Origin of the sequence: Solibacillus sp. FSL H8-0538, from assembly GCF_038003525.1 — a bacterium.
GTDB lineage: Bacteria > Bacillota > Bacilli > Bacillales_A > Planococcaceae > JBBOPI01.
In genome coordinates this window covers 2,825,029-2,840,000 of record NZ_JBBOPI010000001.1, presented here as the reverse complement: position 1 = coordinate 2,840,000, position 14,972 = coordinate 2,825,029, and the positions used below count along the sequence as shown (strand labels likewise).

Below are 14,972 nucleotides of genomic sequence, written 5' to 3'. Positions count from 1 at the left end.
GTGAATAGGCCCAGGCGACTGTTTAGCAAAAACACAGGTCTCTGCAAAACCGTAAGGTGACGTATAGGGGCTGACGCCTGCCCGGTGCTGGAAGGTTAAGAGGAGTGGTTAGCGCAAGCGAAGCTGCGAATTGAAGCCCCAGTAAACGGCGGCCGTAACTATAACGGTCCTAAGGTAGCGAAATTCCTTGTCGGGTAAGTTCCGACCCGCACGAAAGGCGTAACGATCTGGGCACTGTCTCAACGAGAGACTCGGTGAAATTATAGTACCTGTGAAGATGCAGGTTACCCGCGACAGGACGGAAAGACCCCGTGGAGCTTTACTGTAGCCTGATATTGAATTTTGGTACAACTTGTACAGGATAGGTAGGAGCCAGAGATCCCGGAGCGCCAGCTTCGGAGGAGGCGTCGGTGGGATACTACCCTGGTTGTATTGAACTTCTAACCCATGCCCCTTAGCGGGGTAGGAGACAGTGTCAGGCGGACAGTTTGACTGGGGCGGTCGCCTCCTAAAGAGTAACGGAGGCGCCCAAAGGTTCCCTCAGAATGGTTGGAAATCATTCGTAGAGTGTAAAGGCATAAGGGAGCTTGACTGCGAGACCTACAAGTCGAGCAGGGTCGAAAGACGGGCTTAGTGATCCGGTGGTTCCGCATGGAAGGGCCATCGCTCAACGGATAAAAGCTACCCCGGGGATAACAGGCTTATCTCCCCCAAGAGTCCACATCGACGGGGAGGTTTGGCACCTCGATGTCGGCTCATCGCATCCTGGGGCTGTAGTCGGTCCCAAGGGTTGGGCTGTTCGCCCATTAAAGCGGTACGCGAGCTGGGTTCAGAACGTCGTGAGACAGTTCGGTCCCTATCCGTCGTGGGCGTAGGAAATTTGAGAGGAGCTGTCCTTAGTACGAGAGGACCGGGATGGACATACCGCTGGTGTACCAGTTGTCTTGCCAAAGGCATCGCTGGGTAGCTATGTATGGACGGGATAAGTGCTGAAAGCATCTAAGCATGAAGCCCCCCTCAAGATGAGATTTCCCATTACGCAAGTAAGTAAGATCCCTCAAAGACGATGAGGTAGATAGGTTCGAGGTGGAAGTGTGGCGACACATGGAGCTGACGAATACTAATCGATCGAGGACTTAACCACATTATTACCGAATATTTCAACTTTCAATGAACCGTTTATCCAGTTTTGAAAGAACAATCTTTCAACAAAAGCACATCCATGTGCAAGTCTAGTGATGATGGCAAAGAGGTCACACCCGTTCCCATACCGAACACGGAAGTTAAGCTCTTTAGCGCCGATGGTAGTTGGGGGCTTCCCCCTGCAAGAGTAGGACGTCGCTAGGCATTATACCCAGGAGGATTAGCTCAGCTGGGAGAGCACCTGCCTTACAAGCAGGGGGTCGGCGGTTCGAGCCCGTCATCCTCCACCATTCTAAATGCCGGTGTAGCTCAGTTGGTAGAGCAACTGACTTGTAATCAGTAGGTCGAGGGTTCGACTCCTTTCGCCGGCACCATTTAGAGAGCCATTAGCTCAGTTGGTAGAGCATCTGACTTTTAATCAGAGGGTCGAAGGTTCGAGTCCTTCATGGCTCACCATTTTCATATTTGTCTGCTGCGGGTGTGGCGGAACTGGCAGACGCACTAGACTTAGGATCTAGCGCCGCAAGGCGTGGGGGTTCGACTCCCTTCACCCGCACCATTTAATTTCATATACTGTCAGAATAAAAAATTCTTATGCACATGCGGAAGTAGTTCAGTGGTAGAACACCACCTTGCCAAGGTGGGGGTCGCGAGTTCGAACCTCGTCTTCCGCTCCAACATGTGCCGGGGTGGCGGAACTGGCAGACGCACAGGACTTAAAATCCTGCGGTGAGTGATCACCGTGCCGGTTCGATTCCGGCCCTCGGCACCATTTATTTTTTAATAACAAATAATAGCGCCCGTAGCTCAATTGGATAGAGCGTCTGACTACGGATCAGAAGGTTGTGGGTTCGACTCCTGCCGGGCGCGCCATATAGACGGAATGTAGCTCAGCTTGGTAGAGCACTTGGTTTGGGACCAAGGGGTCGTAGGTTCGAATCCTGTCATTCCGACCATTATTTTGGGGCCTTAGCTCAGCTGGGAGAGCGCCTGCCTTGCACGCAGGAGGTCAGCGGTTCGATCCCGCTAGGCTCCACCATTTTTAACCATTATAAAGATCCTGGCGGTGTAGCTCAGTTGGCTAGAGCACTCGGTTCATACCCGAAAGGTCGTGGGTTCGACTCCCTCTGCCGCCATCTTAAAGGACCTTTAGCTCAGTTGGTTAGAGCAGACGGCTCATAACCGTCCGGTCACAGGTTCGAGTCCTGTAAGGTCCACCATTTAAATACAGCCATGGAGGTATACCCAAGTCCGGCTGAAGGGATTAGTCTTGAAAACTAACAGGCGGGTTAAACCGCGCGGGGGTTCGAATCCCTCTACCTCCTCCATTTTTAATCAAATTAAATGGTGCCTTTAAAACTCAATCTACATTTTATTAAATTAATTATTATTGTCGCGGGGTGGAGCAGTGGTAGCTCGTCGGGCTCATAACCCGAAGGTCGTCGGTTCAAATCCGGCCCCCGCAACCAAAATGGTCCCGTGGTGTAGCGGTTAACATGCCTGCCTGTCACGCAGGAGATCGCCGGTTCGATCCCGGTCGGGACCGCCATTTTTAAATTATGGGTCAGTAGCTCAGTTGGTAGAGCATTAGATTGAAGCTCTAAGTGTCGGCGGTTCGATTCCGTCCTGACCCACCATTTTTTGCGGGTGTAGTTTAGTGGTAAAACCTCAGCCTTCCAAGCTGATGATGAGAGTTCGATTCTCTTCACCCGCTCCATTTTTGAATGGGCCTATAGCTCAGCTGGTTAGAGCGCACGCCTGATAAGCGTGAGGTCGATGGTTCGAGTCCATTTAGGCCCACCATGTCATTGTTCCGAAGTAGCTCAGTGGTAGAGCATCCGGCTGTTAACCGGACGGTCGTAGGTTCGAGTCCTACCTTCGGAGCCATTTTTTATTTTGGGGAAGTACTCAAGTGGCTCAAGAGGCGCCCCTGCTAAGGGTGTAGATCGCTAACGCGGTGCGAGGGTTCGAATCCCTCCTTCTCCGCCATAAGTATGTTTTTAGGCCCGTTGGTCAAGCGGTTAAGACACCGCCCTTTCACGGCGGTAACACGGGTTCGAATCCCGTACGGGTCATACTAAAAGATTGAGATGATTAAATCATCTCAATCTTTTTTTTGTATGTTTTGAAACCCCCCTGCTATGCCGGGGGTTCCAAAAAGCTTTTAGCTATGGACAAAAAAAAAACTCCAGTCGTACAATAAAGTCAGGTCTAGTCAACTGACTTCGTACGAAAGGAGTACCCAAAATGGATAATAAAAGTTTAGCACATACAACATGGAATTGTAAGTATCACATCGTCTTCGCATCAAAGTACAGAAGACAAATTATTTATGGTCAAATAAAAGCGGACATAGGTCGTATACTACGCCAACTATGTGAAAGAAAAGGTGTAGAAATTATTGAAGCAACGGCATGTCCAGATCATATTCATCTGTTAGTCAGTATCCCACTGAAGTTAAGCGTATCGGCATTTGGTGGGTATTTAAAAGGGAAAAGTAGTCTCATGATTTTCGATCGACATGCGAATTTGAACGATCGATATGGAAATCGTAAATTTTGGTGTCGAGGATATTATGTCGACACAGTAGGACGAAATCGAAAAGTAATTCAAGAGTACATTAAAAACCAATTACAAGAAGATATCCTGGAAGATCAAATGACAATGAAAGAATTCATTGACCCATTCACAGGAGAAGAAATCAAAAGAAAGAAAAGATTAGAAAGACACATCTCACCCAATATAGGGTGAGATGCTGTCCTTACTTATGTAGATATGAAAGTTATCCTTTCTTATCTACTAAAATAAGCCGCTTTAGCGGTCTGTGAGGAAACGGAGTGCAGTTGGGGGACCTTTCAGAATGTCTTTAGACATGAGCCAGTACCCCAGCGTTTCACGCGTAGAGCAAACCAGCAGTTATACTGGTGGTTTTGATTATTGGATAACTAAGAATAATGAAGCAAGTATTATTTTGAGGATTTTTTTACTGATTAAGTGGACAAGATTCCTTTCTTTACTTATTGTTCATTGAGAGTAGAGTGGTGCACCATGAAAGACATCTATATTCTATTTCGTCAATCTCGTATCATCTGAAGCTACAACAACATCTCGGCTACATTCAGGGTGTACAAAGTACGCGCATTGCGGGTTAGTTTTACGTATTTACTTTACAAGGTATGGTTTGAAGCCTTCATTTACCGAGCAGTGACCTTTTTATAAGAGGAATTGGATGTTTGCAGCATCTTGTTCCAAGCTGCCATCTCTTTCGGTGTGAGGTAGATAAATGGTAATAATCATTTCACAGGCTACTAAGACTTCGCAAAGTTGATTTTTCATTTCAATTTTTACAGTATGACCAATGTTACTACAAGTAGTTTTTACGGCTTCTGTAATACTTCCAGAAAAGGCGAGATGGTTGTCTTTTAGCATGATGCAGTCAATACCGTCCACTTCGATAATATAAGCGCCTCTAGTTCACACAGCATGTATATCGAGCATCCGTAGCCCGGTTGTCGTTTTATGTGTATGACCAACTTTAGTCTTTGTACCACTGTTATTTCTACAACGTGCCGGGTTGACGGGTAGGTTGTATTTGTCCGTGTTCAAAAATTAGCGATTGCTGTGCCCAGTTCGGCTGAGGGCACTGAAAAAGTGGATTTCTACTGAAAACTCCACTAAATATAGGCTAAATAGTGATAGGTCATTGGTGCCACGGTACACGCTTTTTTGCGGGCGTTGGAGACCCTCCTACAGGGTCTCACCTGTACTGCTTCCCGTGCAGAAGTCTCGCGTCGCCGCACCTATGCTTTTTGGATAAAATATTGAAGAAGTATAAAAATACGGTGAAAAATACTGTTTAAGGGTTTTTCAGTGCTCTCGTTCGGTTGGGCATCTTTTTTTCAGAGTGACTATGTATTCTAGGCGAAGCTTTTCGCGTAAATGCTACCTGTTGATTGTTTTAGTCCATCTAAATAATAGTATTAATGCTCATGTAATGTGGTGAGTACTTGAAGGCATTTCCCTATACGCTATTCATCGAGAAGAATACGAAGTGTATGCATCATATTGTGCTATAGTTGCAGTTTTGATAGTAGTGCCAGATTTGAGCCTATTATGGGTTTAGGACGAACGGTAATAGTTTGCTACGTCCCCAATGAGTAACGCAGCGCTGAATAGTTATATTGAGGTGGGGAAGAGAATACATAAAATTGCGCGAGTTTAAATGGTGCAGTTGGATAAGCCGATTATTACATTAAAAAAGCTAGAAAGGTCATTGTGAATAAGTTCGACCTATCGGAGGACGAACTTATTTTCATAGGTAGCGGCACGGAAGGGAATTTATTAGCCATTTTATCCTTAGTATTTTCGTCAAAGATGGGAAAGTAAATTATTACTACACATGCAGATTATGTGTAATGCTTTTGTCAATTTTTTGGATCATCAGCAACAGTAGAGCAAACAAATTATTAAATTGAGGTTTTACAAAAGCTATGAATGAAATTTTAGGTAGTGAGGAGGGATATATATGAGATACTACACCCTATTTTTTTCTATTTTTGAATTAAGGTTTGATTTTGAAAGTAGAATTGATATAATGATCAATGGGTGTACAATTTCTCTTACATACCAAATTTAGCTAGAAAAATACACCGAATTACTTTTTTATAAAAAAGTGTTGCATAAGATTGAAATCCGTTATATACTAAATCTTGTCTTAAGGGACAGCAACAAACGAACTTCTGCTAACACAGAAGTCATATAAACAAACTTCGTAAAAGTTTACGATATCCATGTTGTAACGACAAAATTAGCACTTCATGTGCAAGTCTAGTGATGATGGCAAAGAGGTCACACCCGTTCCCATACCGAACACGGAAGTTAAGCTCTTTAGCGCCGATGGTAGTTGGGGGCTTCCCCCTGCAAGAGTAGGACGTCGCTAGGCATTATACCCAGGAGGATTAGCTCAGCTGGGAGAGCACCTGCCTTACAAGCAGGGGGTCGGCGGTTCGAGCCCGTCATCCTCCACCATTCTAAATGCCGGTGTAGCTCAGTTGGTAGAGCAACTGACTTGTAATCAGTAGGTCGAGGGTTCGACTCCTTTCGCCGGCACCATTTAGAGAGCCATTAGCTCAGTTGGTAGAGCATCTGACTTTTAATCAGAGGGTCGAAGGTTCGAGTCCTTCATGGCTCACCATTTTCATATTTGTCTGCTGCGGGTGTGGCGGAACTGGCAGACGCACTAGACTTAGGATCTAGCGCCGCAAGGCGTGGGGGTTCGACTCCCTTCACCCGCACCATTTAATTTCATATACTGTCAGAGTAATAAATTCTTATGCACATGCGGAAGTAGTTCAGTGGTAGAACACCACCTTGCCAAGGTGGGGGTCGCGAGTTCGAACCTCGTCTTCCGCTCCAACATGTGCCGGGGTGGCGGAACTGGCAGACGCACAGGACTTAAAATCCTGCGGTGAGTGATCACCGTGCCGGTTCGATTCCGGCCCTCGGCACCATTTATTTTTTAATAACAAATAATAGCGCCCGTAGCTCAATTGGATAGAGCGTCTGACTACGGATCAGAAGGTTGTGGGTTCGACTCCTGCCGGGCGCGCCATATAGACGGAATGTAGCTCAGCTTGGTAGAGCACTTGGTTTGGGACCAAGGGGTCGTAGGTTCGAATCCTGTCATTCCGACCATTATTTTGGGGCCTTAGCTCAGCTGGGAGAGCGCCTGCCTTGCACGCAGGAGGTCAGCGGTTCGATCCCGCTAGGCTCCACCATTTTTAACCATTATAAAGATCCTGGCGGTGTAGCTCAGTTGGCTAGAGCACTCGGTTCATACCCGAAAGGTCGTGGGTTCGACTCCCTCTGCCGCCATCTTAAAGGACCTTTAGCTCAGTTGGTTAGAGCAGACGGCTCATAACCGTCCGGTCACAGGTTCGAGTCCTGTAAGGTCCATCATTTATATATAACTTTGGAGGTATACCCAAGTCTGGCTGAAGGGATTAGTCTTGAAAACTAACAGGCGGGTTAAACCGCGCGGGGGTTCGAATCCCTCTACCTCCTCCATCTTTAATTATATTAAATGATTTCTTTAAAACTCAAACTATATAATGTTAAGTTAATATTTATTGTCGCGGGGTGGAGCAGTGGTAGCTCGTCGGGCTCATAACCCGAAGGTCGTCGGTTCAAATCCGGCCCCCGCAACCAAAATGGTCCCGTGGTGTAGCGGTTAACATGCCTGCCTGTCACGCAGGAGATCGCCGGTTCGATCCCGGTCGGGACCGCCATTTATAAATTGTGGGTCAGTAGCTCAGTTGGTAGAGCATTAGATTGAAGCTCTAAGTGTCGGCGGTTCGATTCCGTCCTGACCCACCATTTGCGGGTGTAGTTTAGTGGTAAAACCTCAGCCTTCCAAGCTGATGATGAGAGTTCGATTCTCTTCACCCGCTCCACTTTAAGGGCCTATAGCTCAGTTGGTTAGAGCGCACGCCTGATAAGCGTGAGGTCGATGGTTCGAGTCCATTTAGGCCCACCATTTCATTATTCCGAAGTAGCTCAGTTGGTAGAGCATCCGGCTGTTAACCGGCAGGTCGCAGGTTCGAGTCCTGCCTTCGGAGCCAATTTATTCTATGGGGAAGTACCCAAGTGGCTCAAGGGGCGCCCCTGCTAAGGGTGTAGATCGCGTAAGCGGTGCGAGGGTTCGAATCCCTCCTTCTCCGCCATAGAATTTTGGCCCGTTGGTCAAGCGGTTAAGACACCGCCCTTTCACGGCGGTAACACGGGTTCGAATCCCGTACGGGTCATATTAAAAGATTGAGATGATTAAATCATCTCAATCTTTTTTTTTTGCTTGACTTTGACGTTACGTCATTGTTTATAGTATTCATAGGGAGGTGATGAAGTTGTTCATCAATGAACTAGTGAAAGTTTCAGGAGTCAGTCACCGTACATTACGTTATTATGATGAAATCGGCTTGCTACGGCCAGCGCGCGTTCATGACAATGGTTACCGCGAGTATACAGAGGCTGAAGTGAATTTATTGCAACAAATTTTATTTTATAGGGAATTAGGTTTTCCATTACAGAAAATTAAAGAAATACTTCAATCGCCAGCCTTTACTATAAAGACCGCACTTCATGAGCAACGTGAACTTTTAATCGCTAAAAGAGATTATGTAGATCGAATGATTGAGACGGTGACAAAAACATTACAATCAATAGAGGAGGGTAAAGATATGACAAACGAAGAGAAGTTTAATGTATTTAAAACGAAACTGATTGAAAAAAATGAGCAGCAATATGGTAAGGAAATCCGTGAACGCCACGGGGAAGAAGCTGTTTTAGCCTCTTATGGTAAACTAAAAGAACTAACAGAAGAACAATATAAAGCAGTTAATCAATTAGAAGAGATGTTATTCGAGCGCTTAAAAGAAGCGATGGATGTAGGTGATCCCCGAAGTGAAGTTGCTTTTGAGGTGGCGGAGCTCCATAAAAGGTGGTTAAGCTTTTACTGGCCAAAATATACAAAGGCAGCACATAATGGTTTGGCGCAAATGTATGTGCTAGATGAACGATTTATTGCGTACTATGATGGGCGAGTTGGTACAGGGGCTACGCAGTTTTTACATGATGCAATTGAAAACTATACAACAAATTAAATATTCGACACGTATAAATATTGTTTAACGTAAATAAAAACAAGCGCATCGCCAAATTCGACGATGCGCTTGTTTTATGCAAAAAAGAAATGTTGAATCAGTATGCCGACACCTAAAAGGAAGCCGAAAAATGTATTTGTTTGAGCAGTAGACTTCATCGCTGGCATGACTTCTAGTGGCGCTTCTTTCGTACGGAATAATTGAATCGCTGCGATTGGTTTTTTTATGCTTAAGAAAATAAGAAGTGCCCACGGAGATAAATCGTTAAAAATAATTAATACGATAATCCACACATAAGAAACGATGAAAAACGTAGCAAGCACTGTAATCGCATTGTGGCGTCCGACTAAAATGGCCATTGTTTTACGACCGCCGTCTTTGTCTCCTACAATATCACGAATATTATTAGATAGCATAATTGCTCCAACTAAGATCATGCTAGGTACTGAGATGAATACAGCATCCAAGCTTACTGTACCTGTTTGAATAAAGAATGAAATAAGTACGATTCCCATCCCCATTACTGCACCAGACACAAATTCCCCATACGGTGAGTACGCAATTGGATAAGGACCGCCTGTATATAAATAGCCAATTACCATACATACTAGCCCAACAGCGACTAACCACCAAGAAGAGCTTGCGCAAATGTAAATACCAAGTAACATCGCAATAGCGTAAAAGCTTAGTGCAATCAACAGTATCGTTTTCGGTGCAACCCCGTGACGAACGATTGTCCCGCCGATGCCGACAGAGTTTTCATTATCTAACCCGAGCTTGTAATCATAATATTCATTGAACATATTCGTCGCTGCTTGAATAAGCATACTTGCAATTAACATAGCGAAAAATAGCATGATATTGATGTCGTGCTCAGCAATAGCTGCAGCGATGGCAGTTCCTAAAAATACGGGAACGAATGAAGCTGTTAATGTGTGTGGTCGTGTTAAATGCCACCATACTTTAAAGCTAGTATCCGCTTCGATGACTTTAGTCATAAAATAATTTCTCTCCTTCAAAAAAACAATATCTTATTCATTTTATATGAATATCAACGAAATGGATAGGGGAGTTGCTTAACCATACAATGGTAGTTGTAAAAATGGTATGATAGTATAGATATTGAATAGAGGACGATAGGCAATTTATAGAGCAGTTTACACTGGCAGGAGACTTGTTTTCTGCTAGTTTTGTGACGAGTCGAAATTGCAAACGACGGAGGGAATTTTCATGCATTACAAGGGGTATAATACCACTGAAGTGAAGGTGGGCTCTTTGAACTCAAAACAGCATTTTTATATGGAAACAATTGAGGTAAGTCGATTATCTGCGCTAGCATTTTTTGCGGCGGGAGAAACACACTATAAAGGCCAACGATTTTATTGGCAAAATCGCGAGAAAACATTTACGTTAGTTGGTTTAGGGCACGCATATGTCATCCAAAACGATCAAAATCAAAGCCGTTTTGATGCGGTTGAACAAGAATGGAAGCAACTAACGAAAAATATTGTGCAAGAAGAACAAGACTTACAGCCGATTTTATTCGGGGGCTTTACATTTGATCCGCAAAATGAGGTGAAGGGTGAGTGGGCAAACTTCCCGCAAAGCTACTTCGCTGTAGCAACTCATCAGCTTGTACTGCGTAATGATAAGGCATATGTGAGTATTAATTTAATCACAGACAAGCCAGACAGTGCCAAAACCTTTGATGCGTTACGTAAAGAGCGCGATCATTTAATTCATGCTGCACAAGTCAAAGAACTGAAGACATATTCGAAGCCAGAAATGACAAGCTATGAGGAGCCATATAAAGAGGCATATTTAGCTTCAATTGGTAAAGTGACGTCGCTTATTAAAAATCAGCAGGCGCAAAAGGTGGTTATTGCACGTTCATTGGCGTTGCAGTTTAAAGAAGCCGTTACTTCGCCGCAAATATTATCGCATGTTGTACATGAGCAACCAGAAAGCTATTTATTCGGCTTAGAGCATGGGAGTATGTTGTTTTTCGGTGCGTCCCCAGAGCGTTTAGTGAAGGTGGATAATGGAAAGGCCTTTTCTTCTTGTGTTGCGGGCTCAATTAAGCGAGGTAAAACAGCTGAAGAGGACGAAGCGTTAGGACAAAGCTTATTAAATGATACGAAAAATCGCGGTGAGCATCATTATGTTGTTGAAATGATTTCGCAGACGTTTGATAAAAACTGTACAGAAGTAAAATTACCAAAGCAGCCGAAGTTACTAAAAATCCGTGATATTCAACATTTATATACACCGGTAGAAGGAACGCTAGCTCGTGAGGCAACAATTTTACAGCTTGTAAAGCATCTTCACCCGACACCTGCTTTAGGAGGCGTTCCTCGTAAGGAAGCGATGGAAATTATTCGTCAGTATGAGCCAATGAACCGCGGACTTTATGCAGCACCAATTGGCTGGTTAGACGCGGACGGCAATGGTGAATTTGCAGTAGCCATTCGTTCAGCAGCGCTTATTGAAAACAATGCGTATTTATATGCAGGAGGCGGGATTGTAGCAGATTCTGAACCGATTTTGGAGTATGAGGAAACGCTCGTAAAATTCCGTCCAATGCTGCGTGCTTTAGGAGGACAATTATATGAGTAATCGTGAAGTATTAACGAATTATGTGTATAAAATTGTTGCGTCATTAATGCAAAATGGTGTGGAGGATGTAGTAATCAGTCCGGGATCACGTTCTACACCGCTTGCTTATGCCTTCGCATCAACGAAAGCGTTAAACGTTTATCGTCAAGTTGATGAACGTTCAGCGGCCTTTTTTGCGCTAGGATTAGCAAAGGCGTCAGCAAAACCAGTAGTTTTACTTTGTACATCAGGTACTGCCGCGGCAAACTACTTCCCAGCAATTGTTGAAGCGAAATATGCACGAGTGCCATTAATCGTATTAACAGCAGACCGTCCGCATGAATTACGTGAAGTAGGGGCACCACAGGCGATTAATCAAGTCCGTTTATACGGAGAAAGTGTGAAATGGTCAGCAGAGTTTCCGATTCCTGATGAGGCGCCGCAAACATTACCATTTATCGAACGTCATACGGCACGTGCGGTGAATATTGCAACTGCGGCACCATTTGGACCAGTTCATTTAAACATTCCATTCCGTGAGCCGCTACTGATTGATTTTCAGGAGCAACTGCCAGCTGCGATTTTCCAAAAAAGCTTTATGAGCCAATTAACCCCATCAAAAGCTGCGATTCAAGAGCTGCAGCAAGTAATTGCGGAAACGAAAACTGGAATTATTATTGTCGGTGAGCTTGCACTTGGAGCCGATACATCGCATGTATGGGAATTTGTTCGTAAGTGCAAATGGCCAGTTGTGCTTGAAAGCTTATCAAACATGCGTACTGAAGTGCCTGTGGATTGCGAGCAATATGTGATTTCTACATATGATGCGTTGTTAAAGCACGAGCGTTTTAAACGCAATGTGACACCAGATACAATAATTCGGTTTGGCGCGCAACCGGTATCGAAATTTTTAACACAGTTTATTACGCAGTCAATGCCGAAAAATTATGTCGTCGTTGATGAAGATCCGATGTTCCGTGACTCTACGAATAGGTCAACGCATTTCATTCATGCGAACTTAGGGGAATGGCTCACTGAAATAAATATACAAAACTGGCAAACAGAAACGGCGTATGCAGGCTTTTGGAAGCAAGCAGAACATGTTGCAATAGCTAGTATTAAAAGTTACCGGGAGCATTCAGTTGATGAAGGCGCCATGGTAAGCGCGATGCTTGAACAACTTCCTGAAGGATCGGATGTTTTTGTGAGCAGCAGTATGCCAATTCGTGATATTGATACATTTTTAATGACTGGAAGAGCGGATCTGCAAATTTTCGCAAACCGCGGGGCAAATGGAATTGACGGGGTTATGTCGACAGCATTTGGCTTTAGTCAAGGACGCCCAAATCGAAAAACCCATTTACTCATTGGTGATTTAGCATTTTTACACGATGTTAATGCCTTTATTGCTACGCGTTATCAGTCGTGTGATTTAACGGTAATTGTTATGAATAATGATGGTGGCGGGATCTTCTCTTACTTACCACAGTCAACAGTAGATGAACATTATGAACAATTATTCGGTACGCCGACTGCATTAACGTTCGAGCATGTGGCGCAAATGTATGATTTCGACTATGTTAAAGCAACAAATGTAGAAGAATTTACAGCCGCAATTCAAACGCAAGCAATAAATCCAGTTCGTATTATTGAGGCCTTTACTATTCGTGAGGAAAACGTCGTGGAGCACCGTGCATTATGGAAGCGAATCCATGAGGGGTTAGATCAATGGTTAATGTCACTATAAATGGCCTAGATGTAAATGTTGAGCAGTACAATTGCGAAGGCGAGCAAATACTTGTCCTACTACATGGCTTTACTGGTAGCACAAAAACATGGCAACATGTAATAGAGCATTTGCCAGTAGCAGTGCGTGTCATTACAATTGATTTGATTGGCCATGGAATGACAGCAGCACCAGAACAGTTAGAACCCTATTCAGTGGTAGCACAAGTGCAACTGTTAGAAGAATTATTCGCGAAGTTAGAACTAGAGCGTTTTACATTGCTCGGCTATTCTATGGGTGGGCGTGTTGCCTTGTCTTATGCAGCATGCTATCCGCAGCGCATCGAGCAGCTGATTCTTGAAAGTGCTTCACCTGGACTTGCATCCTTGAAAGAACGCGCGACACGTAAGCTTACAGATGAAGTACTTGCTGACAACATCATCGCAAATGGCATCGTTTCGTTTGTAGAGAAATGGGAAAACATCCCGTTATTCGCCTCTCAAAAGAGCCTTCCTGAAGACGTAAAGCAGGAAATACGTAAAGAACGTCTGGCACAACGAGAAATCGGCTTAGCAAATAGCTTACGCGGCATGGGCACAGGAATCATGCCGGCACTATGGCATCAGCTAGCTGAATTGTCGATGCCAGTGTTACTAATTACGGGCTCGCTCGATTTTAAATTTGAGCAGCTAGCACAAAAAATGGTAGTACAGCTCAAACAAGGTTCACATATTTCTGTAAATGAGGTAGGACACGCAATTCATGTGGAAAATCCTGCTCAGTTTGCTACAATAGTAAAGGAATCGTTAATCCAATAACAATTTAGGGGGAAATAAAATGACACGTCAATGGACTTCTCTTCATACATATGAAGATATTAAGTATGAGTTCTATAACGGAATCGGTAAAATTACGATCAACCGTCCAGAAGTGCGTAATGCATTCCGTCCAAAAACGGTAACGGAAATGATCGACGCATTTTCTCGTGCGCGTGATGACAAAAATATCGGTGCAATTATTTTAACAGGTGAAGGGGAGCATGCATTCTGTTCAGGTGGCGATCAAAAAGTGCGCGGCCATGGCGGTTATGTAGGGGACGACGAAATCCCACGCCTAAATGTATTAGACTTACAACGCTTAATCCGCGTTATTCCTAAACCAGTTGTTGCCATGGTTGCAGGCTATGCAATCGGTGGTGGCCATGTATTACACGTTGTATGTGATTTAACAATTGCAGCTGACAACGCTCGCTTCGGCCAAACTGGACCAAAAGTTGGTTCATTCGACGCTGGCTACGGCTCAGGTTACCTAGCACGTATAATCGGACATAAAAAGGCACGTGAAATTTGGTTCCTTTGTCGTCAATATGATGCACAGCAAGCACTTGATATGGGCTTAGTTAACACGGTGGTACCTTACGCACAGCTTGAAAACGAAACAGTTCAATGGTGTGAAGAAATGCTGCAAATGTCTCCAACTGCATTACGCTTCCTAAAAGCAGCAATGAACGCAGATACAGACGGCTTAGCAGGTCTTCAACAAATGGCGGGTGACGCGACACTTCTTTATTACACAACTGATGAAGCAAAAGAAGGCCGTGACGCATTCAAAGAAAAACGCCAACCAGACTTCGGCCAATTCCCAAGATTCCCTTGATTTAAAGAAAAGCGGAGTGCGTTCGTTTATCCCCGACAGGCGTTGGAGGGCTTGAACGAAAGGCGCCCTTTGCCTTTTGTGAAAGACCGAAACGACCCCGAGGGGATAACGCGCGAAGCTAGACAATTTAAAGAAAAGCGGAGCGCGTTCGTTTATCCCCGACTAGCGCTGTCCAATTCGTAAGAGCTTACGAA

Annotated in this window: 8 protein-coding genes, 40 tRNA genes and 3 rRNA genes (1 of these 51 running past the window's edge); 49 read left to right on the top strand and 2 right to left on the bottom strand. The window is 44.5% G+C overall.

Going from position 1 to position 14,972, the window contains the following annotated elements; all coding sequences use genetic code 11:
* The 23 genes from MHH87_RS13595 to tnpA form a co-directional block, all read left to right on the top strand.
* Window positions 1–1,144: ribosomal RNA gene (locus tag MHH87_RS13595) — 23S ribosomal RNA — on the top strand; it begins 1,786 nt to the left of the window's first position.
* A gap of 87 nt (window positions 1,145–1,231) precedes the next feature.
* A 5S ribosomal RNA gene (rrf, locus tag MHH87_RS13590) occupies window positions 1,232–1,347 on the top strand.
* Between the two features lie 10 nt (window positions 1,348–1,357).
* A tRNA-Val gene (locus MHH87_RS13585) sits at window positions 1,358–1,433 on the top strand.
* An 8-nt stretch (window positions 1,434–1,441) separates the two neighbouring features.
* A tRNA-Thr gene (locus MHH87_RS13580) sits at window positions 1,442–1,517 on the top strand.
* A 6-nt stretch (window positions 1,518–1,523) separates the two neighbouring features.
* A tRNA-Lys gene (locus tag MHH87_RS13575) sits at window positions 1,524–1,599 on the top strand.
* An 18-nt stretch (window positions 1,600–1,617) separates the two neighbouring features.
* Window positions 1,618–1,702: transfer RNA gene (locus tag MHH87_RS13570), tRNA-Leu, on the top strand.
* 43 nt (window positions 1,703–1,745) lie between these two features.
* Window positions 1,746–1,820 (top strand) — tRNA-Gly (locus tag MHH87_RS13565).
* Between the two features lie 6 nt (window positions 1,821–1,826).
* Window positions 1,827–1,915 (top strand) — tRNA-Leu (locus tag MHH87_RS13560).
* Window positions 1,916–1,939: 24 nt separating this feature from the next.
* A tRNA-Arg gene (locus MHH87_RS13555) sits at window positions 1,940–2,016 on the top strand.
* A 6-nt stretch (window positions 2,017–2,022) separates the two neighbouring features.
* Window positions 2,023–2,099: transfer RNA gene (locus MHH87_RS13550), tRNA-Pro, on the top strand.
* Window positions 2,100–2,106: 7 nt separating this feature from the next.
* Window positions 2,107–2,182, top strand: a tRNA-Ala gene (locus MHH87_RS13545).
* 23 nt (window positions 2,183–2,205) lie between these two features.
* Window positions 2,206–2,279, top strand: a tRNA-Met gene (locus MHH87_RS13540).
* Between the two features lie 7 nt (window positions 2,280–2,286).
* Window positions 2,287–2,363: transfer RNA gene (locus tag MHH87_RS13535), tRNA-Ile, on the top strand.
* Between the two features lie 15 nt (window positions 2,364–2,378).
* Window positions 2,379–2,471, top strand: a tRNA-Ser gene (locus MHH87_RS13530).
* A gap of 66 nt (window positions 2,472–2,537) precedes the next feature.
* Window positions 2,538–2,612, top strand: a tRNA-Met gene (locus tag MHH87_RS13525).
* A gap of 4 nt (window positions 2,613–2,616) precedes the next feature.
* Window positions 2,617–2,692 (top strand) — tRNA-Asp (locus tag MHH87_RS13520).
* Between the two features lie 12 nt (window positions 2,693–2,704).
* Window positions 2,705–2,780 (top strand) — tRNA-Phe (locus MHH87_RS13515).
* 6 nt (window positions 2,781–2,786) lie between these two features.
* Window positions 2,787–2,860: transfer RNA gene (locus MHH87_RS13510), tRNA-Gly, on the top strand.
* Between the two features lie 9 nt (window positions 2,861–2,869).
* Window positions 2,870–2,946, top strand: a tRNA-Ile gene (locus MHH87_RS13505).
* A gap of 9 nt (window positions 2,947–2,955) precedes the next feature.
* Window positions 2,956–3,030: transfer RNA gene (locus MHH87_RS13500), tRNA-Asn, on the top strand.
* A gap of 11 nt (window positions 3,031–3,041) precedes the next feature.
* Window positions 3,042–3,132, top strand: a tRNA-Ser gene (locus MHH87_RS13495).
* A gap of 14 nt (window positions 3,133–3,146) precedes the next feature.
* Window positions 3,147–3,218 (top strand) — tRNA-Glu (locus tag MHH87_RS13490).
* 172 nt (window positions 3,219–3,390) lie between these two features.
* Window positions 3,391–3,894 (top strand): IS200/IS605 family transposase, encoded by a 504-nt coding sequence (gene tnpA, locus MHH87_RS13485; RefSeq protein ID WP_340749800.1) that lies wholly within the window; start codon window positions 3,391–3,393, stop codon window positions 3,892–3,894.
* A gap of 462 nt (window positions 3,895–4,356) precedes the next feature.
* Here the strand turns inward: tnpA and MHH87_RS13480 are convergent, their stop codons facing one another.
* The gene (locus tag MHH87_RS13480) at window positions 4,357–4,593 is read right to left on the bottom strand and encodes a hypothetical protein (protein WP_340749799.1); all 237 of its coding nucleotides are present in this window, start codon (window positions 4,591–4,593) and stop codon (window positions 4,357–4,359) included.
* A 1,376-nt stretch (window positions 4,594–5,969) separates the two neighbouring features.
* Here MHH87_RS13480 and rrf (MHH87_RS13475) point away from each other — a divergent pair.
* From rrf (MHH87_RS13475) to MHH87_RS13370, 22 genes are all read left to right on the top strand, one after another.
* A 5S ribosomal RNA gene (gene rrf / locus MHH87_RS13475) occupies window positions 5,970–6,085 on the top strand.
* A 10-nt stretch (window positions 6,086–6,095) separates the two neighbouring features.
* A tRNA-Val gene (locus MHH87_RS13470) sits at window positions 6,096–6,171 on the top strand.
* 8 nt (window positions 6,172–6,179) lie between these two features.
* Window positions 6,180–6,255, top strand: a tRNA-Thr gene (locus MHH87_RS13465).
* A 6-nt stretch (window positions 6,256–6,261) separates the two neighbouring features.
* Window positions 6,262–6,337, top strand: a tRNA-Lys gene (locus MHH87_RS13460).
* Between the two features lie 18 nt (window positions 6,338–6,355).
* Window positions 6,356–6,440 (top strand) — tRNA-Leu (locus tag MHH87_RS13455).
* Between the two features lie 43 nt (window positions 6,441–6,483).
* A tRNA-Gly gene (locus MHH87_RS13450) sits at window positions 6,484–6,558 on the top strand.
* A 6-nt stretch (window positions 6,559–6,564) separates the two neighbouring features.
* Window positions 6,565–6,653 (top strand) — tRNA-Leu (locus MHH87_RS13445).
* A 24-nt stretch (window positions 6,654–6,677) separates the two neighbouring features.
* Window positions 6,678–6,754 (top strand) — tRNA-Arg (locus MHH87_RS13440).
* Window positions 6,755–6,760: 6 nt separating this feature from the next.
* Window positions 6,761–6,837 (top strand) — tRNA-Pro (locus MHH87_RS13435).
* 7 nt (window positions 6,838–6,844) lie between these two features.
* Window positions 6,845–6,920, top strand: a tRNA-Ala gene (locus MHH87_RS13430).
* A gap of 23 nt (window positions 6,921–6,943) precedes the next feature.
* Window positions 6,944–7,017 (top strand) — tRNA-Met (locus MHH87_RS13425).
* Between the two features lie 7 nt (window positions 7,018–7,024).
* Window positions 7,025–7,098: transfer RNA gene (locus MHH87_RS13420), tRNA-Ile, on the top strand.
* 18 nt (window positions 7,099–7,116) lie between these two features.
* Window positions 7,117–7,209: transfer RNA gene (locus MHH87_RS13415), tRNA-Ser, on the top strand.
* 66 nt (window positions 7,210–7,275) lie between these two features.
* A tRNA-Met gene (locus tag MHH87_RS13410) sits at window positions 7,276–7,350 on the top strand.
* Between the two features lie 4 nt (window positions 7,351–7,354).
* Window positions 7,355–7,430 (top strand) — tRNA-Asp (locus MHH87_RS13405).
* 12 nt (window positions 7,431–7,442) lie between these two features.
* Window positions 7,443–7,518, top strand: a tRNA-Phe gene (locus MHH87_RS13400).
* A gap of 3 nt (window positions 7,519–7,521) precedes the next feature.
* Window positions 7,522–7,595: transfer RNA gene (locus MHH87_RS13395), tRNA-Gly, on the top strand.
* Window positions 7,596–7,601: 6 nt separating this feature from the next.
* Window positions 7,602–7,678 (top strand) — tRNA-Ile (locus MHH87_RS13390).
* Between the two features lie 9 nt (window positions 7,679–7,687).
* A tRNA-Asn gene (locus MHH87_RS13385) sits at window positions 7,688–7,763 on the top strand.
* 11 nt (window positions 7,764–7,774) lie between these two features.
* Window positions 7,775–7,865: transfer RNA gene (locus tag MHH87_RS13380), tRNA-Ser, on the top strand.
* A 9-nt stretch (window positions 7,866–7,874) separates the two neighbouring features.
* Window positions 7,875–7,946, top strand: a tRNA-Glu gene (locus tag MHH87_RS13375).
* A gap of 93 nt (window positions 7,947–8,039) precedes the next feature.
* Complete coding sequence (locus MHH87_RS13370) at window positions 8,040–8,801, top strand: MerR family transcriptional regulator (protein WP_340749798.1); 762 nt, start codon at window positions 8,040–8,042, stop codon at window positions 8,799–8,801.
* A gap of 74 nt (window positions 8,802–8,875) precedes the next feature.
* Here the strand turns inward: MHH87_RS13370 and MHH87_RS13365 are convergent, their stop codons facing one another.
* Window positions 8,876–9,799 (bottom strand): 1,4-dihydroxy-2-naphthoate polyprenyltransferase, encoded by a 924-nt coding sequence (locus tag MHH87_RS13365; protein ID WP_340749797.1) that lies wholly within the window; start codon window positions 9,797–9,799, stop codon window positions 8,876–8,878.
* Window positions 9,800–10,031: 232 nt separating this feature from the next.
* On the opposite strand from MHH87_RS13365, the gene MHH87_RS13360 reads away from it, so the two are divergent.
* The 4 genes from MHH87_RS13360 to menB are packed head-to-tail and all read left to right on the top strand — an operon-like array spanning window position 10,032 to window position 14,778.
* Window positions 10,032–11,417, top strand: coding sequence for an isochorismate synthase (locus MHH87_RS13360; protein WP_340749796.1), 1,386 nt, complete (start codon window positions 10,032–10,034; stop codon window positions 11,415–11,417).
* Window positions 11,410–13,143: a 2-succinyl-5-enolpyruvyl-6-hydroxy-3-cyclohexene-1-carboxylic-acid synthase gene (gene menD / locus MHH87_RS13355; RefSeq protein WP_340749795.1), complete on the top strand. Its 1,734-nt coding sequence runs from the start codon at window positions 11,410–11,412 to the stop codon at window positions 13,141–13,143. Before MHH87_RS13360 ends, menD begins: the two co-directional genes overlap by 8 nt.
* Window positions 13,125–13,940 carry a 2-succinyl-6-hydroxy-2,4-cyclohexadiene-1-carboxylate synthase gene (menH, locus tag MHH87_RS13350; protein WP_340749794.1) on the top strand — a complete coding sequence of 272 codons (816 nt, stop codon included), beginning with the start codon at window positions 13,125–13,127 and terminating at the stop codon, window positions 13,938–13,940. The genes menD and menH overlap by 19 nt, the downstream gene beginning before the upstream one ends.
* Window positions 13,941–13,959: 19 nt before the next feature.
* Window positions 13,960–14,778, top strand: coding sequence for a 1,4-dihydroxy-2-naphthoyl-CoA synthase (menB, locus tag MHH87_RS13345; RefSeq protein ID WP_340749793.1), 819 nt, complete (start codon window positions 13,960–13,962; stop codon window positions 14,776–14,778).
* Window positions 14,779–14,972 lie beyond the last annotated feature (194 nt).